Source organism: Psychrobacillus sp. BM2 (genome assembly GCF_048572895.1).
GTDB lineage: Bacteria > Bacillota > Bacilli > Bacillales_A > Planococcaceae > Psychrobacillus.
The window spans coordinates 1,566,129-1,590,449 of record NZ_CP183878.1 but is presented as its reverse complement, the minus strand read 5'-3'; the positions used below and the strand labels follow the sequence as shown (position 1 = coordinate 1,590,449).

23 protein-coding genes are annotated in these 24,321 nt (G+C 35.2%); 6 read left to right on the top strand and 17 right to left on the bottom strand.

From position 1 onward, the window contains the following. Positions 1 to 23: 23 nt before the first annotated feature. Positions 24 to 179 carry a hypothetical protein gene (locus tag ACN6MX_RS07240; protein ID WP_211893974.1) on the bottom strand — a complete coding sequence of 52 codons (156 nt, stop codon included), beginning with the start codon at positions 177 to 179 and terminating at the stop codon, positions 24 to 26. Positions 180 to 364: 185 nt separating this feature from the next. Between ACN6MX_RS07240 and recU the strand changes: the two genes are divergently transcribed. Both recU and ACN6MX_RS07230 read left to right on the top strand, forming a co-directional pair. Beyond that, entirely contained in the window at positions 365 to 964 is a 600-nt protein-coding gene (gene recU, locus ACN6MX_RS07235) for a Holliday junction resolvase RecU (protein WP_419961956.1), read from the top strand. Positions 965 to 985: 21 nt separating this feature from the next. Further along, entirely contained in the window at positions 986 to 3,655 is a 2,670-nt protein-coding gene (locus ACN6MX_RS07230; protein WP_419961955.1) for a PBP1A family penicillin-binding protein, read from the top strand. A gap of 319 nt (positions 3,656 to 3,974) precedes the next feature. Here the strand turns inward: ACN6MX_RS07230 and ACN6MX_RS07225 are convergent, their stop codons facing one another. From ACN6MX_RS07225 to dinG, 7 genes are read right to left on the bottom strand one after another with little or no spacing between them, the layout of a single operon-like run. Next, positions 3,975 to 4,268 carry a YpoC family protein gene (locus ACN6MX_RS07225; RefSeq protein WP_419961954.1) on the bottom strand — a complete coding sequence of 98 codons (294 nt, stop codon included), beginning with the start codon at positions 4,266 to 4,268 and terminating at the stop codon, positions 3,975 to 3,977. Then, complete coding sequence (nth, locus tag ACN6MX_RS07220) at positions 4,255 to 4,872, bottom strand: endonuclease III (RefSeq protein WP_419962572.1); 618 nt, start codon at positions 4,870 to 4,872, stop codon at positions 4,255 to 4,257. Before nth ends, ACN6MX_RS07225 begins: the two co-directional genes overlap by 14 nt. 48 nt (positions 4,873 to 4,920) lie before the next feature. Next, a complete protein-coding gene (locus tag ACN6MX_RS07215) occupies positions 4,921 to 5,631 on the bottom strand; it encodes a DnaD domain protein (RefSeq protein WP_419961953.1) in 711 nt (236 codons plus the stop codon). 39 nt (positions 5,632 to 5,670) lie between these two features. Beyond that, positions 5,671 to 6,966, bottom strand: a complete 1,296-nt coding sequence (gene asnS, locus ACN6MX_RS07210) for an asparagine--tRNA ligase (protein WP_419961952.1) — start codon at positions 6,964 to 6,966, stop codon at positions 5,671 to 5,673. Between the two features lie 21 nt (positions 6,967 to 6,987). After that, on the bottom strand, positions 6,988 to 7,476 hold the full coding sequence (locus tag ACN6MX_RS07205) for a DUF5590 domain-containing protein (RefSeq protein ID WP_419961951.1): 489 nt from the start codon (positions 7,474 to 7,476) through the stop codon (positions 6,988 to 6,990). 3 nt (positions 7,477 to 7,479) lie between these two features. Beyond that, positions 7,480 to 7,650, bottom strand: coding sequence for a YpmA family protein (locus ACN6MX_RS07200; RefSeq protein WP_241598831.1), 171 nt, complete (start codon positions 7,648 to 7,650; stop codon positions 7,480 to 7,482). Between the two features lie 22 nt (positions 7,651 to 7,672). Continuing rightward, positions 7,673 to 10,435 carry an ATP-dependent DNA helicase DinG gene (dinG, locus tag ACN6MX_RS07195; protein ID WP_419961950.1) on the bottom strand — a complete coding sequence of 921 codons (2,763 nt, stop codon included), beginning with the start codon at positions 10,433 to 10,435 and terminating at the stop codon, positions 7,673 to 7,675. Between the two features lie 317 nt (positions 10,436 to 10,752). On the opposite strand from dinG, the gene ACN6MX_RS07190 reads away from it, so the two are divergent. Continuing rightward, on the top strand, positions 10,753 to 10,941 hold the full coding sequence (locus ACN6MX_RS07190; RefSeq protein ID WP_419961949.1) for a hypothetical protein: 189 nt from the start codon (positions 10,753 to 10,755) through the stop codon (positions 10,939 to 10,941). A gap of 398 nt (positions 10,942 to 11,339) precedes the next feature. Continuing rightward, on the top strand, positions 11,340 to 11,486 hold the full coding sequence (locus tag ACN6MX_RS07185; protein ID WP_419961948.1) for a hypothetical protein: 147 nt from the start codon (positions 11,340 to 11,342) through the stop codon (positions 11,484 to 11,486). 416 nt (positions 11,487 to 11,902) lie between these two features. Here ACN6MX_RS07185 and ACN6MX_RS07180 read toward each other — a convergent pair whose 3' ends face one another. From ACN6MX_RS07180 to ACN6MX_RS07160, 5 genes are all read right to left on the bottom strand, one after another. Beyond that, positions 11,903 to 13,135 carry an MFS transporter gene (locus ACN6MX_RS07180; protein WP_419961947.1) on the bottom strand — a complete coding sequence of 411 codons (1,233 nt, stop codon included), beginning with the start codon at positions 13,133 to 13,135 and terminating at the stop codon, positions 11,903 to 11,905. A gap of 28 nt (positions 13,136 to 13,163) precedes the next feature. Next, on the bottom strand, positions 13,164 to 14,189 hold the full coding sequence (locus ACN6MX_RS07175) for an ROK family protein (RefSeq protein ID WP_419961946.1): 1,026 nt from the start codon (positions 14,187 to 14,189) through the stop codon (positions 13,164 to 13,166). Positions 14,190 to 14,489: 300 nt separating this feature from the next. Further along, on the bottom strand, positions 14,490 to 14,978 hold the full coding sequence (locus ACN6MX_RS07170) for a GNAT family N-acetyltransferase (RefSeq protein ID WP_419961945.1): 489 nt from the start codon (positions 14,976 to 14,978) through the stop codon (positions 14,490 to 14,492). Positions 14,979 to 15,034: 56 nt separating this feature from the next. Then, complete coding sequence (locus ACN6MX_RS07165; RefSeq protein WP_419961944.1) at positions 15,035 to 15,919, bottom strand: GNAT family N-acetyltransferase; 885 nt, start codon at positions 15,917 to 15,919, stop codon at positions 15,035 to 15,037. Positions 15,920 to 16,543: 624 nt separating this feature from the next. Next, on the bottom strand, positions 16,544 to 17,581 hold the full coding sequence (locus ACN6MX_RS07160) for a serine hydrolase domain-containing protein (RefSeq protein WP_419961943.1): 1,038 nt from the start codon (positions 17,579 to 17,581) through the stop codon (positions 16,544 to 16,546). Positions 17,582 to 17,833: 252 nt separating this feature from the next. Between ACN6MX_RS07160 and ACN6MX_RS07155 the strand changes: the two genes are divergently transcribed. Further along, entirely contained in the window at positions 17,834 to 18,838 is a 1,005-nt protein-coding gene (locus tag ACN6MX_RS07155; protein WP_419961942.1) for a nucleoid-associated protein, read from the top strand. A 1,248-nt stretch (positions 18,839 to 20,086) separates the two neighbouring features. Here the strand turns inward: ACN6MX_RS07155 and ACN6MX_RS07150 are convergent. Then, positions 20,087 to 20,590, bottom strand: a complete 504-nt coding sequence (locus tag ACN6MX_RS07150) for a hypothetical protein (RefSeq protein WP_419962571.1) — start codon at positions 20,588 to 20,590, stop codon at positions 20,087 to 20,089. Between the two features lie 203 nt (positions 20,591 to 20,793). On the opposite strand from ACN6MX_RS07150, the gene ACN6MX_RS07145 reads away from it, so the two are divergent. Then, positions 20,794 to 21,360, top strand: a complete 567-nt coding sequence (locus tag ACN6MX_RS07145) for a TetR/AcrR family transcriptional regulator (protein WP_419961941.1) — start codon at positions 20,794 to 20,796, stop codon at positions 21,358 to 21,360. Between the two features lie 768 nt (positions 21,361 to 22,128). Here ACN6MX_RS07145 and panD read toward each other — a convergent pair. The 3 genes from panD to panB are packed head-to-tail and all read right to left on the bottom strand — an operon-like array spanning position 22,129 to position 24,207. Beyond that, positions 22,129 to 22,512: an aspartate 1-decarboxylase gene (gene panD, locus ACN6MX_RS07140; protein ID WP_211893959.1), complete on the bottom strand. Its 384-nt coding sequence runs from the start codon at positions 22,510 to 22,512 to the stop codon at positions 22,129 to 22,131. A 23-nt stretch (positions 22,513 to 22,535) separates the two neighbouring features. Continuing rightward, on the bottom strand, positions 22,536 to 23,375 hold the full coding sequence (gene panC / locus ACN6MX_RS07135) for a pantoate--beta-alanine ligase (protein ID WP_419961940.1): 840 nt from the start codon (positions 23,373 to 23,375) through the stop codon (positions 22,536 to 22,538). Next, entirely contained in the window at positions 23,350 to 24,207 is an 858-nt protein-coding gene (panB, locus tag ACN6MX_RS07130) for a 3-methyl-2-oxobutanoate hydroxymethyltransferase (protein ID WP_419961939.1), read from the bottom strand. The genes panC and panB overlap by 26 nt, the downstream gene beginning before the upstream one ends. Positions 24,208 to 24,321 lie beyond the last annotated feature (114 nt).

Here is a 24,321-nt window from a genome sequence, read left to right as displayed (position 1 = left end):
AGTTCTAAGCGAACGTACATTCCTTATAATTTATTTTCTATTTTTTCCAGCTTTCCTAGAAGCCGAAATGAGTTTTTACTAAAATCCTCTTCAAATTTGTCCTGCTCGTCATTTAACCGATTTTCCAATAAAAACTCTAGAAGCTCTAACTGATCTATTAGTCGTTCAATTTTATTCATCAAATATTCCCCCTTTTAAGGAGTATATTCGCTAGTTTTAAAAACTACCCTTCCTGTTTGACAAAGCATCTTCTTAAAAGACAAAACAAGTGGATTCTCGACATTTCTAGGAAATGAAACCTTATATATTAGCTGTTCGTCTAATGTACTTGTGATAAACTAATAGCATAAAGAGGTGATTTTTTTTGGCTATTCATTATCCAAATGGAAAGGCTTATATTCCGGTTAGCAAAGCAAAAATAGAAAAGAAAAAGGATTACTCCTTTAGCAATAGGGGTAAGACCTTAGAAGACGAAATAAACGAGGCAAACGAATTTTATCTTGCGCAGGATATAGCTGTTATTCATAAAAAACCAATACCTATCCAAGTCGTTAAGGTAGATTATCCTTCTAGAAGTAGTGCTGTTATTAAAGAAGCATATTATCGGACACCTTCTACAACTGACTTTAATGGAGTATATAAAGGTAAATATATTGACTTTGAAGCGAAAGAAACGGAAAATAGAACAGCATTTCCTTTAAAAAATGTGCATCTTCATCAGGTGGAACATATGAGAAAGGTTTCTAAACAATTAGGAATTACCTTTCTACTCGTTCGTTTTTCTGCATTAGAGCGTTATTTTTATTTACCTTTTGAACAATTATCGTTATTTTGGGAAAGAATGCTAACAGGAGGAAGAAAATCTATTGCTTTATCCGAGATGGAAATATATGCAATTGAGATTACTCCAAGATATGCACCAAGAATTGATTATTTAAAAATAGTTAATGACTTGAACGTATAAAGTGAAAGTGAGGAGACGTTTATGAGTGAGCAAAAAATGACTCGTGAACAACGTAGAAAACAACAAGAAAAAAAGAAACAACCTAAAGCCCCAGCTAAACTATGGATTAAAAGAATATTATTAACTATCGTGATAATTGGCATGGTTGGGCTTGTAGGCGGGGGTGCACTATTCGCCTTCTACGCAAGCAGTGCCCCAGAACTAGATGAAACTTCTTTAAAAGATCCAATTAGTCCAAAACTATTGGATGCAAACGGAGACCTTTTCGCCACAGTCGGTGCTGAAAGCAGGGAATATGTCCCTTACGATGAAATTCCACAACAAATGGAAGATGCAATCATTGCAACAGAAGATGCTCGTTTTTACGATCATTTTGGAGTAGATGTATTACGTTTAGGAAAAGCAGTAGTCGCTAATATTACAAATGGTTTTGGTGACCAAGGAGCAAGTACGATTACTCAGCAGGTCATTAAAAATTCATTTCTTACAAATGAAAAAACATTAAAGCGTAAAGCTCAAGAAGCCTATCTTTCCATTCAACTAGAAAGAAAATATGACAAAGAAGAAATTTTTGAAATGTACTTTAATAAAGTACTAATGTCTGGAAGAATATACGGTTATGGTACAGCAGCCCAGCATTTCTATGGTAAAGATTTAAAAGATCTTACACTCGATCAATTTGCGGTACTAGCAGGTATGTCGCAACGTCCAAATGCGTTTAATCCGTTCAAAAATCCAGAACTTACGGAAGAGCGAAGAAATGTCGTACTACATTTGATGAACTTACACGGCAAGATTACAGAGGAAGAAATGAAAGCAGCTCAAGCGGTTCCAATAGAGGATACTCTATTACCTGAGGATCAACGAGTTGCCAATCAAAATTCCAAATATGATGCTTTCATAGATATCGTATTAAATGAATTGGAAGCTAATGGTGATGGAAATGCTATCTCTGAAGGGATTACTATCCACACTACATTACAACCAAATGCCCAACAACAGGTTGAAAAAACATTAAATTCTGATATGTTCCCTACCGATGATATTCAATCTGCTGTAGCTGTAATTGATACGAAAACAGGGGCTATAGCTGCTATTGGTGGAGGTAGAAATTATGGAGCAGATCGAGGCTGGAACTATGCACAAGACATGAACACACGCTCAATTGGTTCAGCCATTAAACCTTTAATCGACTATGCCCCTGCAATAGAATATCTTGACTGGTCAACTGGGCATACAATCGTAGATGAAGAAATTACTTATACAGGAACAGAACAAGTTGTACGTAACTTTGATCGTAAATATAAAGGTGCTATGACATTTAGAGAAGCGCTATATAATTCTCGAAATGTGCCTGCAGTTAAAACGCTTCAAGAAGTAGGTACAGATAATGCCAAAGAGTTTATTAACCGATTTGGTATTGATCTTGGTAATGTATATGAAAGTAGTGCACTTGGTGGTGCCATGTCCCCTATTCAACTTGCCGGAGCTTATGCAGCTTTTGGAAACAGTGGGGTCCATACAGAGCCATATTCGATAAATAAAATTGTTTATCGCGATGGAAAAACAGAAAAAAATTATAAACCAAAATCTAAAGAAGTTATGAAAGATTCCACTGCTTATATGATTACCGACGTATTACGTGATGTATTGACAAAAGGTACCGGTAAGCGTGCAGCAATTAGTGGTTTAGATATAGCTGGTAAAACAGGGACAACAAACTATAGTTCAGATGATATGAAAAAATGGGACCTACCAAGCACCGCCTTTCCTGACGTTTGGTTTGCAGGCTATACGACAGACTACTCCGTTGCAATATGGTCAGGTTATTCAGATAGGAAAGTACCAATGACTACTAATGAGGAGCGATACTTACCTCAGAATATTTTCAAAGAAGTCATGGCTAACATTTCTGCAGACGCAGTAAATGAAAGATTTAAGAAGCCTAACTCTGTAGTTGAGGCTACAATAGAAAAAGGCTCAAGTCCTCTTAAATTGGCAAGCGAATATACACCAGACGAACTAAAACTAACAGAACTATTTGTGAAAGGCACAGAGCCTACTGCTGTTTCAGAGGAATATGAACAGCTTGAATTGAATACTCCTTCTAATCTTTCTGTGGAATATGATGAGCTCACATCAACTGCAACATTAGCATGGGATTTCGATCAAGAAGATATTGAATCTAAAGTTCAATTTGAAGTTGCTGTAACGATAGATAACGGACAATCTGAAGTAATTCAAACAACTAACCAACAAGGGTTGATCGTACAAAGTCTTATTCCAGGAAGCACGTATGTGTTCAGTGTAACAGCAGTTTCAGAGGATATTCGAAGTGAAAGTGCTACTGTGTCATTAACATTACCAGCTATCGTTGAAGAAGATTTAGATGATCTTGATCCAATAGACGGCGAATCAGAAAATCCAGATGGATCGAATAATGGTAATTGGAACGGGAATGGTAATGGGAATAACAATGGTAACGGAAATGGTAATGGGAATAACAATGGTAACGGTAACGGGAATGGCAATAATAATGGAAATGGAAATGGAAACAACGGTGGGAATGGAAATGGGAATGGATCAGATTCAGGTGATGGTAATGAAAACCCTGACGATGGTTCGGCTGAAACCCCACCTGATGGTACTGGAGAAACCGGTGAAAATGGAGAATCTGGTACGAATCCTTAATTAGATATATTAAAGTAGCAGGTCATGACTTCAGTCAAGACCTGCTACTTTTTGTTATGGCATCATAAGTAAAACTGAGTGGAATAAAAGAACTCGGGCGTAAGAGAATGAATGAATCCTTTCCGAGTGGGATTTCCCTCTTCATACGATAGTGAATGTACTCTATACGAGAGCGTTACCCAGCTATACGAGAGAGAATACTCCCTATCCGAGAGCGTCCCCTAGCTGTACGAGAGAGCTCCAATAATACACCCTATTCTAAAGTGTCCCGTCAATATTCTCTAGGAAAACCAAAACAAAAGCGGATGAATTCTTGAATTCATTCGCTTTTGTTTTGTGCACGTATGCGCGCTATTTTTTTCTTGGATTCTTTAAAGAGCTCATTTAGTTGAACGAATGCCACATGTCTTTCTATATTTGACTCGATAAATTTAATACGTTCTTCATAATTTAATGGGGCTGCTTCTGTTACCTCATCGAGCATAGTCACTAGTAGATTGATGCCCTTACGCATCAGCTCAAGCTTTTTCATGTCTTTTGATTTAATTATTCCCAGAAGCACTTCACGAATTATTTCCCATTCTTCGAAATAATGCTGATTACTGAGGGACAATTTTATTCATCCTCTTCTTCCCTTCTCTACAAACCGATAGTAAAGGACATTCTGGGCAATTTGGATTTTGCGCTTTACAGTGATAGCGCCCGAAAAAGATTAACTGATGATGTGTCTTAGACCATAATTCCATCGGTGTTTTTTTCATTAATGTTTCTTCAACCTGTAGAACTGAATCTTTCCACCTGCAAAGTCCTAATCGTTTAGATACTCTTTCCACATGTGTGTCTACTGCAATCGCTGGAATATCAAATGCGACGGAAACAACTACATTAGCTGTTTTACGACCTACTCCAGGAAAGGTAGTAAGCAAATCACGATCAGCTGGTACTTCCCCACCGTATAATTCTATTAACTGATTGCTAAGCGCTTGGATATTTTTAGCCTTATTTCTATATAAGCCAATAGAACGAATATCAGTTTGCAATTCCTCAATGGATACCGCTAAATAATCCTCTGGTTTTTTATATTTTTGAAATAAGTTTTTTGTTACTTTATTGACTAATACATCAGTACATTGTGCGGATAATAATGTTGCAACTAACAATTCGAATGGATTATCGTGAACCAACTCACAATGCGCATCCGGGAACATTTGCTCCATTTCATCCAAGCAATAGAGCCAGCCAGCTTTTGTAAGCAAAATTTACACCTACTCCCTTTCTTCTAACCAATTGTAAAACGGAACTTTCGAACTGGAAGATGGTTGTTCTGCTGTTTTTTGCACAGGAATATGCTGTCTAAATTGTGCTGATTGATTTTCTGCAGCTTCCACAGTTTTGATATTTTTCTTTTTCCAATCAAATAATATTCGATCTATATACCGGAGACTAAGCTTTTGTGAAAGTACTGCTTCCTTTAAAGCTAATCGGATAAGGGAAGCAGAATGTTTGTCTTGATCGAACCACATACCTATAGTCTCGTATTCCATTGGGGATAATAATCGACCAAATTCTTGTTCGAATAATTTATATATATCCCCTTCCTCCTCTTTACTATGAAGATCCTTTACATCATTTTGTTGCTGTTCCATAAAATCTACTAATAGCTCCCATAATTGATGGAAAGCGTAATATTCAAAGTGTATACCATCCTCATCTAAATGTTGTTCTATTTGTATTAACCCTTTTTGCATAAGACGTTGCAAAATAGTTACTACTTTATTTTCATTAAAATAAGTACGTTCTACTAAATTCTGAGGGGTTGGGAAATGATTCCCTGCTTCTCCATAAGCGATTAGATGCAGTAAAAGAATTGCTTCCTCGTCTCTTATATTAATCGCTTTGTAGTGACTAAAAAAAAGCTGGGAAATAGTTACATTTCCCTGCTCAGTCCAGATACGGAGTCGATCTCGCTTTTGCATACTCGTACTCCTTTCTCTCTATATAATTACTATTACTTATTATGGATATAAACGATTCAATAAACGAGGAAACGGAATTGATTCACGAACATGCTCTGCTCCACTAAACCATGCTACAGTGCGCTCTAATCCTAGTCCAAAACCAGAATGAGGTACAGAACCTTGTTTACGTAACTCTAAATACCAAGCATACGCCGATTCATCCAGATTATGGTCTGCTATACGTTGCTTCATAAGGTCATAATCATGAATACGCTCAGAACCGCCAATCACTTCTCCATAGCCTTCTGGAGCAATTAAGTCAGCACATAAAACTACATCATCACGATCTGGATGTGGTTGCATATAAAATGGCTTAATACCTACTGGATAGTGTGTAATGAATACCGGTTTATCAAAGCTTTCAGCGATGGCTGTTTCATGTGGCGAACCGAAATCGTCTCCCCACTCTATATCATCGAAGCCTTTTTCATGTAAAAACTTAATAGCATCATCATATGAAATACGTGGGAATGGTGCTTGTATATTTTCTAATTTTGATGTATCACGACCAAGACGTTCTAATTCCAATGAGCAGTTTTTCAATACGGCTTGTGCGATAAATGAAACATATTGTTCCTGCACTTCCAAGTTTTCTTCGAATTCAACAAAAGCCATTTCTGGTTCAATCATCCAAAATTCGATTAAGTGACGACGTGTTTTAGATTTCTCTGCACGGAATGTTGGTCCGAAAGAAAATACTTTCCCCATTGCCATGGCTGATGCTTCCAAATATAATTGACCTGATTGAGAAAGATATGCATCCTCGTCAAAGTATTTAGTATGGAATAATTCTGAAGTCCCTTCAGGTGAAGAACCCGTCAAAATAGGTGGATCCATCTTCACAAAGCCATTTTCATTAAAGAATTCATATGTAGCACGAATAATTTCATTACGTATTTTCATAATGGCATGCTGCTTTCTAGAACGTAACCATAAGTGACGGTTGTCCATTAGAAATTCTGTACCATGCTCCTTAGGGGTAATAGGGAAATCGACCGCAGCATGAATTACTTCTATTTCTTTTACCTGAAGCTCATATCCGAAAGAAGAGCGCTCGTCTTTGATCACTTCACCAGTTACATACACAGAAGTTTCTTGCGTTAACCCTTTTGCAGTTTGAAAAATTTCTTCTCCAACCTCTTCTTTTACTACTACACCTTGCACAAAACCTGAACCATCGCGTAATTGTAAAAATGCAATTTTACCACTTGAACGCTTATTAGCTAGCCAAGCACCCATTTTCACTGTTTCTCCAACATAGTTGGCCATATCTTTAATCATGATTTTTTTCATTATACCCTCCAAAAGTTTTGACTATAAGTTCGAAATTCGCTTCCACCATTCTCCGTTATCAAATAACAAATAAACATAATTGAGATTGTCATCCGCATTTACATAAGTTATTTCCCACACTGGGCCTATTTTTTCTACACCGAGTTTAGCATGTAATAGCTTACCGTCTTTAACATCCTTCATCGCTAAGTCCACAGCTTGTTGCTCCGATATACCTTCGTCTATGCTCACTTCCATAATCTTTTCGTCAGACTGCTTATCTGGTAAAAAATATGCTTTTTGTTCCCCTTTAGCTGTCGTACCAATTACCGTATGAAAAGTGGATGTATTGTTATATACATAGGTCTTATCTACTTGAGCCAACAAGTTATTTTCCAACGCATACGATTCCGCTGTATCATTTGCATCTGAATATGGACTTTTTGCTTGAAAGTAAATTAATAAGCTAATAATTATAGTTAAACTTAACGCAAAAACTACAATAAATAATATCCATTTTTTTAGTGACATCTATTACGTCCTATAAATGGTGAAAACAGCTTTATTTTCATCCTGCTTATCTAATGCTAGTCCAAACATTAAATCTTTCTCTTTAAGCGTACGATTTAATACATCAACTATTTTATATAAGTCTGATTGGTAGTCGACTACAACTGTCGATAGCGTTTCAATTTTGTTTTCCATATTCCTTACCTGCTTTCTAAAATCATCCTTCATTAGTATACCAATTTTCTAGCTCTAAGACCATATTTTCTAACGATACTTTCTTAACAGGAATATTAGGAATTGCCTGTAAAAAGTCACTCCCATATGACTTCGTCTCTATTCTTCTGTCTAAAACAATGAAAACACCCTTATCTGACGATGATCGGATTAAACGCCCGAATCCCTGTCTAAAGCGCAACACTGCTTCTGGTAACGAATAAGAAGAAAATGGGTTTTGACCATTTTTCGTTATTAAATCTGCTCTTTTTTTGAATAGAGGATCGTCTGGAGAAGAGAATGGTAAACGAACCATGATGATCACCGATAATGCATCACCTGGTACATCGACCCCCTCCCAAAAACTATTCGTTCCAAATAGAACAGATTTGGAGAAACGTTGGAATGATTTTAATAATCTCATTTTACTTCCAGAAGTCATACCTTGTGCAAAGAGCATATAATCATCCAACAAATGAGTGTCTTGTATTAATTCCACCGTTTTTCGAAGCATATCTTGGGATGTAAATAAAACAAAGCATCTACCTTCCGAAACTAGAACCGTTTGTACTACAGCTTCTGCAACTGCTTCAATATAATCACTCTGCGATACCTGTTTAATATCGGGCATATTTTCTACGATTAGCAGCTCCGCTCCATTATAATAATCGCTAGAAGCTTTAAATTGAAAGATAGGTATTGCAGGACTTAAGCCAAGCTGCGAAGTGATAAAATGCCTATTAGAAGGTACAGTTAATGTGCCAGATGTCCAAATAACTGCGCCAGCTTCTCGGTGGGCCATTAATGCCTTTTTTATATCCTCTTTATAATTTAATGGTCGCTTTATAACAGTGAGGCTACCAGGAATACTCCTTGTATCAATTTCTAGCCATCTTGCCTCTGTAATTCTATTTTGTAAGAAAATCTCATCCCATTCACTTACTTTAATATCCAATTCTCTTATCCAATATTGCCATTCATTGATGAATGATTGTATTTTTTCTTCTTCCACATGCTTACTGTACGAATTGATCATAGATTTAGTCGAGAAGATGAAAACCTGAATGGAATTAGCCACTGAGCGGAAAATGGATTGATCTAGTTCAAGGTCTTCTAATGCTATCATTTTTTTTGTGCTCTTCCCGTTTTTTTTGCTTTTTTGAAGGAAGGCATCAATGACATACGATACAGCTCTATCAAATTTTTCTATTGTTTCTACGTATTGCTTTTCTAATTGAATTTGAAGAGACATAGGGACATAAAGAAGTTCCAGTTTTTGCAGTAATTGCTCGGTATCAAGTGTTCCAAACTGACCTAACACATATTTCCAATTAGTATAAGAGAAAATACGCTCTCCACGAGACATACTTGCATGAATCATTTGATGGGCTTCATCTACAATCATTGCACAACCCGAAGTGAGTATTGGTTGGTCTCTTTCTTGATCGGTCATTACCATCGCATGATTTGTAACTAAAATATGGCAATTCTCACTTTTACGTAGAGCTCTCTCATAAAAATCATTTTTACCCACTTCTTTTATATTCGATAAACTTCCTCGTCTGATTTTATCTACAAATAGTTGTCCTCCACCGGAGGCATTTAGCTCTGTTAGATCTCCATCTTCCGTTAAGGTCAGCCATACTAAAATCTGCATAATCGTAAATGTTTCATCGTACGATTCATCGTCTAGTTGAACCTGCTGCCAAAAGCTATATAGATCTATATAATGATGCATCCCTTTTAGCGATGCAGCCTTTACATTCGTTTCTAAAATTGCGTTTATCTTTGGTATTTCCTCTGTCACCAATTGGTCTATTAGATGCGTTGTATATGTACTAATGATGACTGGTTTATGCATTTTAAATGCATAAAGAACAGCAGGTAATAAGTAACCTAGTGTTTTACCTATTCCCGTTTCAGCTTCGCAAACTATTTCTAATTCGTTAGTTAGAGCTGCTTGAATTTGATCCATCAATTCAAATTGGCCCTTACGTTCTTCAAAGTTTGGAAAGCCCTTGCTAAGTAGTTCAACCTTCATTTCCTTTGTTTCGGGAAATGAACGTAATTCAGTTTTTTCCTGTATCTCCTTTGATAATTCCTTTATCGGAATCCCTCGGTAAATTAGAAAATTGTCTGGTGATTGCTCTTTTCTTTTACTTACGAGTACATCGAAAAATAGAATGGATAAATTAGATTTTAATTGGAAGGATCTTTTATGTAATAACTCGATAGTTTTAAGTGGTAGCTTCATTAATTGTTCTATACATTTTAACAATAAATAAGCAGTTGCAAGTGCATCATCATCCGCTCTATGCGCAGACTCCAAATCGATGTCTAACTCCCCAGCAATATCCTGAAGCTTATAACTATATAGGTTTGGAAACATTATTTTGGTAAATTCCACCGTATCCATTGTTTTACATACTAATTTAGGCAGCCCGACTCGTTTCAATTCCTTTTGCAAGAAAGGTAGATCAAAATTAATATTGTGGGCAACAAAAATATGATCCTGAAGCATTTCCAACACTTCCGCCCCAATGTCCTCAAATAATGGGGCATTCCTGACATCACTATTCTCTATTTTAGTCAAATCCTGGATAAATAGGGGAATTGGCTTTTCTGGGTCAACAAAAGTCGTATATGTGTTTACTATTTTGTTATTTTCAATAAATACAATTGCAAGTTGAATAATACGGTCACCATTCGTCGATGAGTGGCCTGTTGTTTCAATATCGACAACTGCATATTTATGATTTTCCATCATTCCTCAACTCACAGTCCTGTTGTTCTAAAAAAATTGTACCACATTCACTTTCCAGTGACGAAACTTTTACTTTCAAATAGACATCCTGCTTCTTCAATTATTCCGTTACGATAGTGAGATTATCCCCAAATTAGGTAGAAACACATGAGAATATACATTTAATTTAATAGCGTATCAATAGTTTTCATCAAATCAATATTACTCTTAATTTTATATCCAGTACTACTTTTAGAAGCAAGTGGTCTCCTAATGTGATGAAGTTAGTTCAACTTTCCTTGTACTTATTCATATAATGTCCTGAGAGGAGGCTTAATTGAATGGATCGTTTTATTCTTTTGATGATGGCTAGTATTTTAGCTGGATTTGCATTATTAAAAGTTCCTTTAGAAGGTACTTTCTTAGCGGGTTTGGAACCATTTACAAACATAATAGGTATTTTAGCTATTGTAATTTTCTCTCTTGTTCTATTATATAAAGGTTTAATGGCACTACTGGGGAAAAAATAAAATGAAGTTTAGACTCAGAAGTTATTCTGAGTCTTTAATGGCTTTTCCTAAGTTAGCATGACGCTGATCTTTCGCTTTGCTAACTATCAGAACAAAATGATCATAAATTGCATCGATGGTATTAATGTAGAGAAAATAAATAATATGGCTGTAATCATGGATATCGGACAGACTTAGCATCTACTGTCTTTAGAAAAACGAAGAAGAAAGAAGATGTCGTGTATTAGCAGGAGCGTTTTCTAAAGATTAAAGTAGCATATGAACATTATCATAAAACCAATTTGGCGTTAACAGAGTGTAAAAAGTATATTATTAAAGAAGAAAACTATACGATTACGGAAAAACTAGGTTATTTAAAGAAAACACTAGACTACTTTAGAAATGAAGAGGAATTTCAAGTGGATAACTATATTGATATAGTCTTTGAAAAAACCGATTCAATCCAAAAAGATATTATCGTAAATTCGGTTAAACCATATGAAACGGTCATTTCCGAAAGTGCTATAGAAAGGCAGAAAAAACATATAAATGTAAAAGAAAACTAGATTCCAATATAGAGATTCAAGTTAACGTCCCGGATATTGAACATGTCGATAAGCTGATTGAAGTTGGCTTTGATGAAGAAACTCAAAAAAAGTTATATAAAATCTATTTCCAAGAAGAGATATAATCTTAGAACAATAAGAAAAACCTAACAAAATGACACCTTGCTTCTATAAGAAAAATAACCTTATAGACACCGTTGATTTCATCTGCGGCTGACGCTTTTCCTGGCATGGCTTCATTCGCACAGAACAAGGATCGTAGTATTGAAGCGTTTTTATCCTGCCTTCCCCTAAATAATCTTGCGCAGTCTCCAACCTGCCCCATCCCGGCAAAGGATAGGGCAATATAAATAGAGTTATAATGGTTTTATGATTACTACCTTTGTCCGGAAGTTGTCATGTCTACCATAGAGTAATTAAAGGACTGTCTTTCTTGTATCATTCCCCTTGTATAAATCCTTCTTAGCTAGTAATATATTTAGCTTTTCTGAACTTAGAAGCATTGCTACAACAAAAATGACAATAGTAATTGGGAAGATTCCTATTGTTGACTGAGCTGCGATGAAACCAAGTAGAGGCGGCATAAACGTTGTGCCGGTATATGCAAACGCCATTTGATAGCCCATAATCGTCTGAGAATGTTTTTTTCCAAAACGTGTTGGCGTTTCATGCAACATACATGGAAATATCGGAGCTAATCCTAGTCCAACAATTATAAATCCTGCAAGTGAGAAAACGGAAGGCAATGGTAAAAATAGAATAATGGCACCAGTCAATGCTATTATTTGTCCCACTCGAATTAGCGTCAGGTTAGTTATTTTAAAAGTTATAAAGCCTGTTATAAATCTACCAATTGTTATTCCAGCGTAATAAAAGGAAACCCACCCTGCAGCAGATACTACACTTAATCCTTTAACATTTACCAAGAAACTACTTCCCCAAAGACCCACCGTTGCTTCTACTCCACAATAAAAAAAGAAGGAGCTCAATGCCAGTTTAACGCCTCTAACTTGTAAAGGTTTTACATCTTTAGCATGATCATCATTAGTTAAACCTTTTAAATCTTCGGTCTCCTCTTTTAAAATAATATTACTTTTTGTTTTCACTTTATTCCATAAAGGCAAAGTGAAGAAAAGAATTATAACTAACGTAAACTGAATGCCAGAAATAACAAAATATCCATTTCTCCAAGAACTATCTCCTGAAACAAATTGAGCCATAATAAGTGGACCAAGAGTCGCACCGACTCCCCAAAAACAATGTAACCAACTCATATGATGTGCTTTATAATTTGTAGCAACATAATCATTTAAACCTGCATCGACAGCCCCTGCTCCTAAACCAAGTGGGACAGCACATACAATTAACCAAATAATTGATGGAGCAAAATGAAATCCAAGCAAAGCACCAGCAGTCATTAAGACGCTGACAAATGTGACTTTGCCAGTCCCGTACCGTTTCAGTACCCTGCCGCTAACTAAACTGGAGATAATTGTACCACCTGCAATTGTCATAAAAAGGAATCCTGCAGTTTCGAGTGGTGCCCCATAATCCGATTGCATCACAGGCCACGCTGCCCCTAACAATGAATCAGGTAAACCTAAGCTTATAAAAGCCAAATATATAATCATTAAAAGGAATGTTGCCATTTTTCACCTCTCATACTTTCCGATTATTTTACTTTGTTGTTTCATTCAACATAAGATCAAGCCCAAGACTTTGTAATCCATATAAATAATCATGTTGCCAATCACTTATTGTAAGCTCTGGCAAATGTTCAGTAGGAATATATTTTGAGCTTGCTATGGTAATCTTCTCCACTAGAGCTTCTTCCACTTCATTATTACAAAAAATGATAGTATGTGGGTTAATGATAGCTGTAAATGTTGCTACTAATCTGCAAATTGGATCTATCTGAAAATCTTGTGAAAACGCTAACTTTTTAGATCCAGTTCCATTTCCCAAAGCTTGCATGAAGTTTCGAGTATTATACTGGGGGATAAATGAAACTTCTCCTGCGAAAAATGTACTACCTCGTACCACATCTCCATTGATCATAATTCCTGCACCAGGACCATTTTGTCCAGAATACAAATATACTAAAGATGGATTCTCCTTAATAGCTCTCTGATGGTGATATCCGAGAACAGCAGCGTTCATATCGTTCTCAACTATCACTGGTATAGAAAACCGATTCTCATAGAATCCCTTTACATCAAAATTTTGAAACTGCTCATAACCTGGTATATGAATAATCCTTCCACTATTAACGGAACCAGGTACTCCAATTGCGATAGAACTGATTTTTGGAAAGGCTATCATTATTTTTTCAATGCATGTAGTTAATAAATGCAACCCATTCCCCACTAATACACTTGGAACTTTTCCTTGATCCTTTATTTCCCCTAAGCAATTGAAAATTGCATAATTCGTTTCTGTCCTCTCTAAGAAAATTGCAAGGCTATACATATGCTCGGAATTGTACGTATACCTTTTTGCTCTTCTACCCCCACTAGATTCATCTAAACCGACTGAAAGAATTTCTCCATCCTTCTCCATCTCCCCTAAGAACTTACTTATAGTTGGGAAACTAATTTCTAATTTATCGCTGAGCTCAGCTTTTGTTGCACTCCCCAATTCTAAAAGGGATTTCCGAATTCCAGAAAGGATTACATTCCCTAATGATTTTTGAGTGGTATTCACAAAAGTCACCTCCTATAAAGCAGACTTATTAAAGTTCTTTAATAAGTCTCGACTAAAAAACTTATTAAATGCCTTTAATAAGTGATGGTGATAATATATCATATTAAGTTTTCGAAAACAATTGCTTTCCACAGAAATGTAAGAATATTTAGTTCTTTCAGGGCGATTGTAGATGAAAATTAGAATCATAAGGATAACTGGGAATCGTAAAGTTCATGACTTTATAAAAAGACATTGAAAGTATTGTTACGTTTCCCAATCATAAATGTAAATGGATCGTCTTCATTTTATATAGGTTAATTAAATTGTAAATGTTTGAATTAAACACTGCTCGTCATCAACTAAGTCTTGTTTTTCTTCGAATTGAATATTTAAAGTATTATATATCTTTTTCCAAAACAATATTGCGGGCACATTTTCAAGTAGCTCAATAACAAAATATTTGCCCTTCTTATCTTGAAATAATTTTTCAATTGCTTGTCTGCCCATTCCTTTACCTTTGTATTTATTTAGTATAAATATATCGTTTACTCCGAAGTCATTATCTTTAGTTAAAAATGGACGTTCTAATAGTAAAAGAAAACCTATAATATTATTATCTAGTTTTAAGAAAAATGGGGAAATGCCATCTATTTCCCAAAACTTTTCTAAACCTTCATAATGAAAGCAACCATCTTCTCCGATATCTATCATAGAAGTAAATTTAGAAAGGTCATGAAGGTACAAAGAGTATAGGTTGTTTAGAATAGATTTTTCTGATTCCAAAACTTCTTTAAGAATAACAGTCATTGTGTAATATCCCCTTTTACAATTTGGATGATTTTTCTCAATATAAATTTAAAGGTTTACGCTTCCGAAGTAATTGGATGCTTTACATGTTTAGGAAAAGAATTATTACCACCAGTTTTTACAAATAATGTTCCAGCACGTTTTAAAGGATTACTTTCAAATATTAATCCTTTATAATCTGGCGTATAATGAAAAACTACCTTTTTACTTCCATCACCTGAAATTTTTTGTAGAATATTGTGAATGTCTATTTTTTGTTTACTGATAATATCAAAAATATCAATTCGGTTACCGTCTTCGGAATATATTATAATTACATCTTCAGATTCAAGATAATAAATATCATTACAAAAAACATTTAAGCAATAATACATTAATATTCCTTCAGCGTTCACAGTTGAAAAACGATTAGAAATAGGTATTCTCTCTTTCGCAAATTTAAATATAAAGTTAATGTCATCCTCATTTGTTATGTTCAGTTTAAGCGGTCTATTTATTGATTTTTGATTAGACGAAAAATTAATGGAAAATTGTTGTTCATCCACTATTTCAAAGCCAAACTTTGGATAATAATCTAAAACACTTTCATTTGCAAAAAGGTATATGAAATCATACATATTTTTATATTCATCTAAAACTTTATACATTAAACTTTTAGAAAGTCCTCTGTTTCGATAATCAGGATGGGTCATCACTGTTCCAACTTGCAATGCTCGTTTCTGATTACCTTCAATAATAAAGTCAATAATATTAATTGAGACATTTGCTACAACCTTATCATCAACTACATATGAAAAGGGTATGTATCCAACTCCCCAAAACCCGTGTTGGTACCAACTTTTAAAATTCAAGCCAAAAACACTGTTAGCGAGTTCGAAAAAGCTCTCTCTTAGTTGCTCACTTTCCTTATAATTTGTTATAAATCGCATTTCTTCTTTCAAGTATTTCTCTCCTTCTATTTTTACTTCAAATTATTTATACTAGAGTCAATTTCATAATACAATGATCGATAATAAACGTACTCTTCCACTAAACTGCTGCCTTAATGTAATAAGAAAAAATGATATACCAGCCCAAATATAGCTCCTAATAATCCAACTACTACATATGTGATACCTGCAACTTTTCTTTTTTTCCTGTATCGCATATAAAATCCTGCAATTATAAACCCAATGCAATACACAATTATTATAAAGAGTAAGATAGGTTTCAATGCTTTATCCATCCTTGACAATATATTTGAATTAGCACCGCTAATCATTGACCCAACATATTGATAGATACATTGTATATCGTTTATACCAGCATAAATGTAACTGGGGGTAGCTACCTCACCTACTGTTTACAAATATTAGTTATCTTTACTATCTCTTCAAGTTTTTCATGTGAGTAGAAAGACATTGCCTGCCACTCAAAACTTAAATTAACTGCACCTTAGTAGAATAAGTTCGACAAAAAAATGCATTTATCCTTCTTTGCTCAAAGCTACCTTACTCAAAGTGGACTCAAACTTGTTCTTGTATATATGCCGATGTGATTTAATCAATTTACAAAACTAGTGTATTCTAGGAATAAATAGAATGATAAATTTCTCCTATAATTCCCTCCATTTGGTGAACACCCAATTCTGTATTTGTCATTATGACTGCGCCTTTCTCTGAATTTGGACTCACCACCATCATACATTGGAACCCTACTCCCCAACCTAATGATGAAATTTCAAGTTCTTTTTCCGAACCCTCTAGGAATACGCCAAGCCCAGTCCACGATTTTCCTCCTTGGGGAGTTATTATTTCTTTTGCACGACTTTCAGAAATTCCGATCTTACTTTTGCCTCTTAGGGCATTTAATAATTCAAGGACTACTTGAGCTAGATCTAAAGAAGTTGTCCATAGTCCCGAAGAAGCGGGGTAAGGATAAAAAGGATATTTGGCCTCTACTATTTCACCATTTTTGTTATGACCACAAGAAAACTCTTCTCTTTTCATTTCTAAAATTGACGTTCCTAATGTGCTATTTCCCATTTGAAGCGGTTCAAATATTTGTTCTTTCATAACTTGGCTAAACGGTTTTTCAGTTATATCTTCTATTAGTAATTGAATGATACAAAAACCTGCATCTGAATAATGAAATTCACTCACTGGTTCATATTTCACTTCAATTGGATATTTACAATATGATGTTTTCCCATTTAATAATTCAACCATTGAGGGCATATCTAACATCGAATTTAGCTCAGCAAAACTATCTTCAGGGTCAATAATTCCAGATTGATGACTTAACAAATTTCGTAATGTAACGCTTTTATTAATAGTTAATTCATTCTCAGGTACTTTCCACGATATAAGCTTTGAGTTTACATCTTCATCCAAATCAAGAAGACCTTGTTCCGTTAATTTCATAACTAGCATTCCTGTTAGGTATTTACTAATTGAACAAGCATTAAAAATAGAATTCCTCGATATACGGTTAGAGCTTCCTGCCTCTAAGAAACCATAGTTTAAGATATTATGAATTTGACCATTTTCTATTAACGTAACGCTTAACCCTGTAACATTATAATAATTCATACGCTCTTTAATGTTTATATTCTTAAATTCCATATTAATCCTCCTAATTAAAGGTTTACTTAAGAGTACATTAACACGAATATATGTTCCTTGTATATATTTGGAAAGCGAAAAATTTAACTGTACTAATTCGTAAACTCCATGAATTCATTTTCAGTTATATTAACTAAGGATTAGACATCCACATGGTAATTTATTTCTTATCTTCGTAAAAAACACATGATAATATCTTGCCGAGTATGATATGGTAAGTTATCTACAACTAATGATTAGAAGGTGAAGACCATGCTAGAAATAAGTGAAAGTAAATTAGCGCAGTATGTCGTCCATTATGTAGGTGATGCGCTTGTTTTAGGAGATGAAGCATACTCTCAACCAGAAGTTATGCTAGAAGCAGCCTTTACGCAATTAGCATTCAATAAAATTGATTTGGAGCAGCAATACGAGTTTTTTCATGAATCAGATATTGGATTAAACGAAGTATATAACTTTGTAAGTTCAATTTTTGATCAGGAGGGCAGCTTTCTTGAACAATCCAAACATATCGCCACTCATTTAAAAAGTGTATCCCAACATCCTAATATTAAAAATGGAGAATTATTTATAGGATTATTCGATAATTGCTTATGGCATACAGAAGTGAAAAAGGTATTAGCCATTGTAAAGATAGATGAAAAAGAAATGTTTCTAGATGTGAAAAACGACCAAAACAAAATGATTGTAAACGGCATCGATGGTATTAATGTCAAGAAAATTAATAATATGGCTGTAATCATGGACATGGGACCAGACGTAGCTCCTGCTGTATTTATGAAAACGAAGAAGAAAGAAGATGTCGTATATTGGCAAGAGCGTTTTTTGAAGATTAAAGTAGCCGATGAACATTATCACAAAACTAATTTAGCTTTAACTGAGTGTAAAAAATATATTATTAAAGAAGAAAGTTATACAAATACCGAGAAACTAGGTTTTTTAAATAAAACACTCGATTATTTTAGAAATGAAGAAGAATTTCAAGTGGATAACTATATAGATACAGTCTTTGAAAAAACTGATTCAGTCCAGAAAGATATTATCGTCCAATCAGTAAAACCATATGAAACGGTCATTTCAGAAAGTGCAATAGCAAAGGTAGAAAAAACGTATAAACGAAAAATTAAGTTGGATTCCAATATCGAAATTCAAGTGAACGTTCGTGATATTGAACAAGTCGATGAGCTGATTGAAGTCGGCTACGATGAGGCAACAAATCGAAAGTTTTATAAAATTTATTTTCAAGAAGAAATTTAATCTTTAAAACTCACCTAAATCTAATGAGTATAAGAAAAACTGAGCAAAAAGACGCCCGGTCCTTATAGTTCAAAACCTGTTTCAATCGTTTTTGAAGTGCTCTGGACAGACTTATTGCTTTAGTATTACCGAATGTTTTTTTAGAGATGCTGGTCGTGACTAACGTCACGACCAGCATCTCTTTTCTCTGTAATCTTATGGCGTTCGTCTGTCCGTCGCCCTCCTACAACTTTTAGAAACAGGTTAGTTCATTTTTAGGTAACTAAAGAAAAGCTACTTTCTTATTCATAGAGTAAGCTCTCGAAGATGCAATTTCGTTCGCTATTCACTTCTTTATAGTGCAAACACTTACTATTTCTCTTTATTTCCACTAGTGAAAAAGAAAACCTGCTTTCTTCCTCTATCATTGGTTCATCGCATTTCTAATGCTAAAGCGATTACAAATAATTTGATCACTCTCTAAAATTTGACCAATCTTATCATCTAAGCGATAAGCTATGCTAAATTTTCTAGTGGAGTACTACACACTGATTGATTGTAGTGTAAGGTGGCGACTCCAGTGGGATGAGTGAGACAGATGAGCTATCACATCGACGCGCTAGCGACGGTGATAGCTCATCGCTCACCCCACGGAAAGCGTCCACCTGAAACGGAAATCACAAGTATTATTCATTTTTTAAAGTGCTATAAATCCAGTGCTCATGGTACATTTTTATATACTTTCTTATTCTTTAAGAAAAACCGGGCAAAATAAGATGCCCAGTCCTTTAAGATCAAAACCTTTTTCTTTCTTTTTCGAAGGGCTTTGGATAGTCGTTTTGCTATAGGATTACCGATTGATTTTTGAGTGGGTGGTCGTGACTGACGTCACGACCACCCACTCTTTTTTCGGTAATTTGAATTTTGCCTGTCCGTCGCCCTCCTACAACTCTTAGAAACAGGTAAGTGAGTTTTTGGATAACTAGAGAAAAGATACTAACTATTCCTATAGCTGATGACAGTCTAAGTACGCGACATCGTGTCGCAATGACTGCCTGACCCGCATCGTGAGGCCTCGAAGATACAATTTCGCTCGCTATTTGCTTCTTTATTTAGTGAACACTTACTATTTTTTAATTTCCACTAGTAAAAAGGAGGTATTTTCCGTTTTTCCAGTCCCATGAACCCGGTATTCAAGCTACATTTTTATATACTTTCCTATACTTCAAGAAAAACCAGATCGAGGATAAAAACTCAATCTGGCTCATTTTAACTATTTATACTTTCTACTTTATTTACTTGTCTCGCATGTATAGTTTTCATCGCATACCTCGCTATTGGTTGAGCAATCAACATTTCAATCCAAAACGCTACACCAAAGTTTCTTGGCCAGCTGTGCAAGAAGTTTTTAAATGGCTCTAAACTAATTTGTTTTGTACCTACCCATGTTCCGATAATGGACAGCAACAAAGATAATACCGTAACATTTATTAAAATATTTAATAACACTCTTGCGTTAAATCCATCTGTCTGACCCACGAGCTTTGGCATTACCCAGTGTACTGTAGGGCCAGCAACTAATCTTACTAAAAGGACAACAATCACCCACATTATTGGTATAACCTTCAAAGTCTCCAAATACACTTCTTTACTGAAACCTTGTTCCAATCCCATAATAATAGGTGCAATTGTGTTTACAGAAATGACAGAAATAATCAGTAAAAACAATATACCTTCTTTGGCATTTTGAGGCAGTCTATCTTCTTTGTACATTTTTATCATCTCCATATTTTATTTCACCTATCAGCTATTATTTAAACTCTAAAATTATTCTTACCTTAAAATATATTGACCGTTCAGTATAATAATCGCTAAACTGATTATATTTTAATTCATTATAAATTGTCAATATAGTTGAATTTATATTATTTTGTTAGATACAATAGAGTTACATGTATGTAGAAGGAGTGAAAAATATGGAGATTAACACAAAAGAGAAAATCCTGATCGCTGCTTCACGTTTGTTTCGAAGACAAGGATATCATGCAACAACTTTGAACCAAATCTCAAAAGAAAGTAATACACCTAGAGGATCAGTATATTACTATTTCGAAAATGGAAAAGAACAGCTTGCACAAGAAGCGATTTTACGTACGGGGCAAATTATTAAACAGCGTATTGAAAACGCATTAGCATTAGAATCCGATGCTGCTAATGCCATTTATACACATCTTAGGAATATAGCCGATGAGATTGAACAACAAAAAGAAACAACTGATATTTTCTCGCTCGTAGCAATCTCTAGAGAAGTCTCAGATTCGAATGCCATTCTTCGAAAATCATGCGAAGAAGTATATGATAATTGGATCAATATATTTGCTAACAAAATAAAACAATCAGGTTTCTCTGATAAAGAAGCGCTAGAATTAGCTATTATCATCCAAGCAATGATTGAAGGTGCATATGCCTTAATGGTTTCACAACAGAATGTAACAGCAATGCGGATTGTAAGTGAACAAGTTTTAAAATTATTACATCGCTAATCTTTAATCCATTGCTTTTAATTTGTCAAAGTTTCAAGTCTGTACATAGTACAAGGAAGAAAATGCAATTTTGATTCGAGCAATCTTTTTTTAATGGTTTATCCTGTATTCCACATGTAGGATGAGATGATAACTTATTAGTCCGATGATCATGTGGTGGCACACCAGGAATAACATTTAACACACTTAACGCAAGGATTTTACTTATTAATCGTAAGTCCTTTTCTCAAACGCTCTTTATCGTCAAGTTAAATCTACCAGGCTCCCGATTGGGAAGAATGCCGTAACCACCTTCTACGAATAGTATTGCTTATAGGGGCTTGCCTTCGATATCTTTCTCCTTTAGCTCATAAAAGTATTCCGTCACTCCTACTCCCATATATTCTTCTAAAAAGATAATACCACTCGCTTCATAATAACTTAGCATTTCATCAGGAATATTTAATGTATATGTATCAGCTTCTACAAGCTTTTTTATTTACCCTTTGTTAGAAAGATATATCTCGAGCTGTTCATCGATGCTTTCTTGACTACACCCCGGGATTAAAAGTTGACCTACTAATGTTGCAAATGACTTCCTCTTCATACCTAACTCCCTCCTTTTGTTAACTTTTCTTCAGATAAAACTTCTTTATTACTACATGAGTTCTACAAAAAAGACCTCATTCCTTCTTTCATTAGTCAAAACCTGGCACCTCACAAATATATAAAAGCCTGCCTTTGAAGTCAGTTTTCACTCGCTTCAAAGGCAGGCTAATTTTGGACCAATTACATTACCGTAGCTTCAGGTTCGTAATGGATTATTTGATCGATGGAATTATCTTGATTCATAATTGCGACTGTTGGTTTATGGGATTGTGCTTCTTCATTCATCACATATGCATACGATAAAATGATCACTACATCTCCACGTTGAACTAAACGTGCCGCTGCTCCATTTACACAAATTACTCCACTACCACGTTCACCAGAAATTATATATGTTTCGAAACGGGCACCGTTATTATTGTTAACGATATGCACTTTCTCGTTAGGCAACATACCAACAGCATCTAGAATATTTTGATCGATTGTAATACTTCCTACATAATTCAAATCCGCTTCCGTTACTACTGCACGGTGAATTTTACCATTTAACATCATACGTAACACTTGCTACACATCCTTCTTATCAATTAGAATTTTTCTATTAAAATATTATCTATTAAACGAGCCTTCTCGAAAAATACTGCTGTGGCAAATAAAACTTCCTTCGTTTCATTCGTAACAGGCTGTAACGATGGATAGGATAACGCTTCTAAATAATCAATTTTACCAGTGGAATTACTTTTAATATGCTCTTTCCCTATAGTAATTGCCGCTAGTAAATCATTTGTTTGTTCCCATGTTACTTTGGCTAATTGCAATGCTTTATACAAATGAACCGCCTCTATACGCTCTTGTTCACTTAAAAATACATTACGGGAGCTTTTAGCAAGTCCGTCTGTTTCTCTAACTGTCGGAACCCGAACTATTTGTACTGGGAAGTTATATGCATTCACAAATGTCTCAATAATCGCTAGTTGCTGCGCATCCTTTTGTCCAAAATAAGCATTCGTTGGTTGAATAAGATGAAATAATTTAGTAATAACCTTAAGTACTCCGTCAAAATGACCTGGTCTACTTTCTCCACACAGCTTTGTGGAAAGATCTCCTACTTGGATGGTAATACCGCTTTCAAATGGATACATTTCTTCAGCGGATGGTATGAATAATACGTCCACTCCTGAATCCGTCGCTAGCTGTGTATCTCTTTCAATATCTCTTGGGTATCGGTCTAAGTCTTCATTTGGTCCAAATTGAGCAGGATTTACGAAAATGCTTGCCACGACTAAATCATTATCGACTCTTGCCTTATTTAATAACGCCTGGTGTCCTTCGTGTAAATAACCCATAGTTGGGACGAAACCAATCATTTTATCTTTATTTAAATCAATTATTTGTTTTAGTTCATTTATCGTTTGTACTGTTTTCATGATTGCCTCCATATAGTGCGGAAAGTTGTTCTTCCTTCATCGTAAAGGAATGCTCTAAAGTAGGGAAAGTACCAGTTTTAACTTCCTCTACATATTGCTTAATTCCATTCAAAATTGGTTCCCCGACATTTGCAAATTCCTTCACAAATTTAGGAATATGATGTGTCCCGTATTTCACCATATCGTGGAAAACTAACACTTGACCGTCAGCTGTGGCACCTGCACCAATACCAATAGTCGGGATGGTCAAAGACATAGAAATTGTTTCTGTAAGCTGGTGTGGAATACATTCTAGAACGACCGCACAAGCCCCAGCTCCCTCACATAATTTCGCATCCTTCATTAGCTTTTCTGCTGCTGCTGCAGTTTTTCCCTGTACTTTATATCCGCCTAGTACGCCCGCAGATTGAGGTAACAATCCAAGATGGGCGACAACTGGAATACCTGCAAACGTCAGTTTCGTTATGACTGGCAGTACATCATCAGCACCTTCAAGTTTGACGGCCTGTGCACCTGTTTGTTGCATTATCTGAACTGCATTGGCTAGCGATTGATCTAATGAACCATGATAAGTTCCAAAAGGCATATCCACCACTAGGAAAGTATCCTTCGCACCACGTCTAACCGCTTTTCCATGATGGATCATATCATCCATCGTAACTAGAACAGTAGAATCATAGCCTAAAACTACCATACCTAGTGAATCACCCACAAGAATCATATCCATCCCTGCTTCTTCCGCAAATTTGGCAGTTGGAAAATCATAAGCTGTCATCATCGTAATTTTCTCATTGTTTTTTTTCATACTTACAAAGTTACTCGTTGTTTTCATACTATTATCCCTCCATTTTTGTGAAGAGAAAACCATATAAAAGCCCTTCTATTCCAATTTGGACAGAAGGGCAGAAAAATTATGTTCATAGGTTTTCTCCGTCCCTGTCATGTA

What these genes read in the sequence shown, in the direction of transcription:
- panC (WP_419961940.1), bottom strand. Translation starts at nt 23,375, where the DNA reads ATGAAAACAGTACAAACGATAAATGAACTAAAACAAATAATTGATTTA.
- panB (WP_419961939.1), bottom strand. Translation starts at nt 24,207, where the DNA reads ATGAAAACAACGAGTAACTTTGTAAGTATGAAAAAAAACAATGAGAAA.
- nth (WP_419962572.1), bottom strand. Translation starts at nt 4,872, where the DNA reads ATGGAGCAAATGTTCCCGGATGCGCATTGTGAGTTGGTTCACGATAAT.
- ACN6MX_RS07215 (WP_419961953.1), bottom strand. Translation starts at nt 5,631, where the DNA reads ATGCAAAAGCGAGATCGACTCCGTATCTGGACTGAGCAGGGAAATGTA.
- ACN6MX_RS07240 (WP_211893974.1), bottom strand. Translation starts at nt 179, where the DNA reads ATGAATAAAATTGAACGACTAATAGATCAGTTAGAGCTTCTAGAGTTT.
- ACN6MX_RS07190 (WP_419961949.1), top strand. Translation starts at nt 10,753, where the DNA reads ATGGATCGTTTTATTCTTTTGATGATGGCTAGTATTTTAGCTGGATTT.
- ACN6MX_RS07200 (WP_241598831.1), bottom strand. Translation starts at nt 7,650, where the DNA reads ATGGAAAACAAAATTGAAACGCTATCGACAGTTGTAGTCGACTACCAA.
- dinG (WP_419961950.1), bottom strand. Translation starts at nt 10,435, where the DNA reads ATGATGGAAAATCATAAATATGCAGTTGTCGATATTGAAACAACAGGC.
- asnS (WP_419961952.1), bottom strand. Translation starts at nt 6,966, where the DNA reads ATGAAAAAAATCATGATTAAAGATATGGCCAACTATGTTGGAGAAACA.
- ACN6MX_RS07230 (WP_419961955.1), top strand. Translation starts at nt 986, where the DNA reads ATGAGTGAGCAAAAAATGACTCGTGAACAACGTAGAAAACAACAAGAA.
- ACN6MX_RS07145 (WP_419961941.1), top strand. Translation starts at nt 20,794, where the DNA reads ATGGAGATTAACACAAAAGAGAAAATCCTGATCGCTGCTTCACGTTTG.
- ACN6MX_RS07170 (WP_419961945.1), bottom strand. Translation starts at nt 14,978, where the DNA reads ATGACTGTTATTCTTAAAGAAGTTTTGGAATCAGAAAAATCTATTCTA.
- ACN6MX_RS07150 (WP_419962571.1), bottom strand. Translation starts at nt 20,590, where the DNA reads ATGTACAAAGAAGATAGACTGCCTCAAAATGCCAAAGAAGGTATATTG.
- ACN6MX_RS07180 (WP_419961947.1), bottom strand. Translation starts at nt 13,135, where the DNA reads ATGGCAACATTCCTTTTAATGATTATATATTTGGCTTTTATAAGCTTA.
- ACN6MX_RS07155 (WP_419961942.1), top strand. Translation starts at nt 17,834, where the DNA reads ATGCTAGAAATAAGTGAAAGTAAATTAGCGCAGTATGTCGTCCATTAT.
- ACN6MX_RS07160 (WP_419961943.1), bottom strand. Translation starts at nt 17,581, where the DNA reads ATGGAATTTAAGAATATAAACATTAAAGAGCGTATGAATTATTATAAT.
- ACN6MX_RS07205 (WP_419961951.1), bottom strand. Translation starts at nt 7,476, where the DNA reads ATGTCACTAAAAAAATGGATATTATTTATTGTAGTTTTTGCGTTAAGT.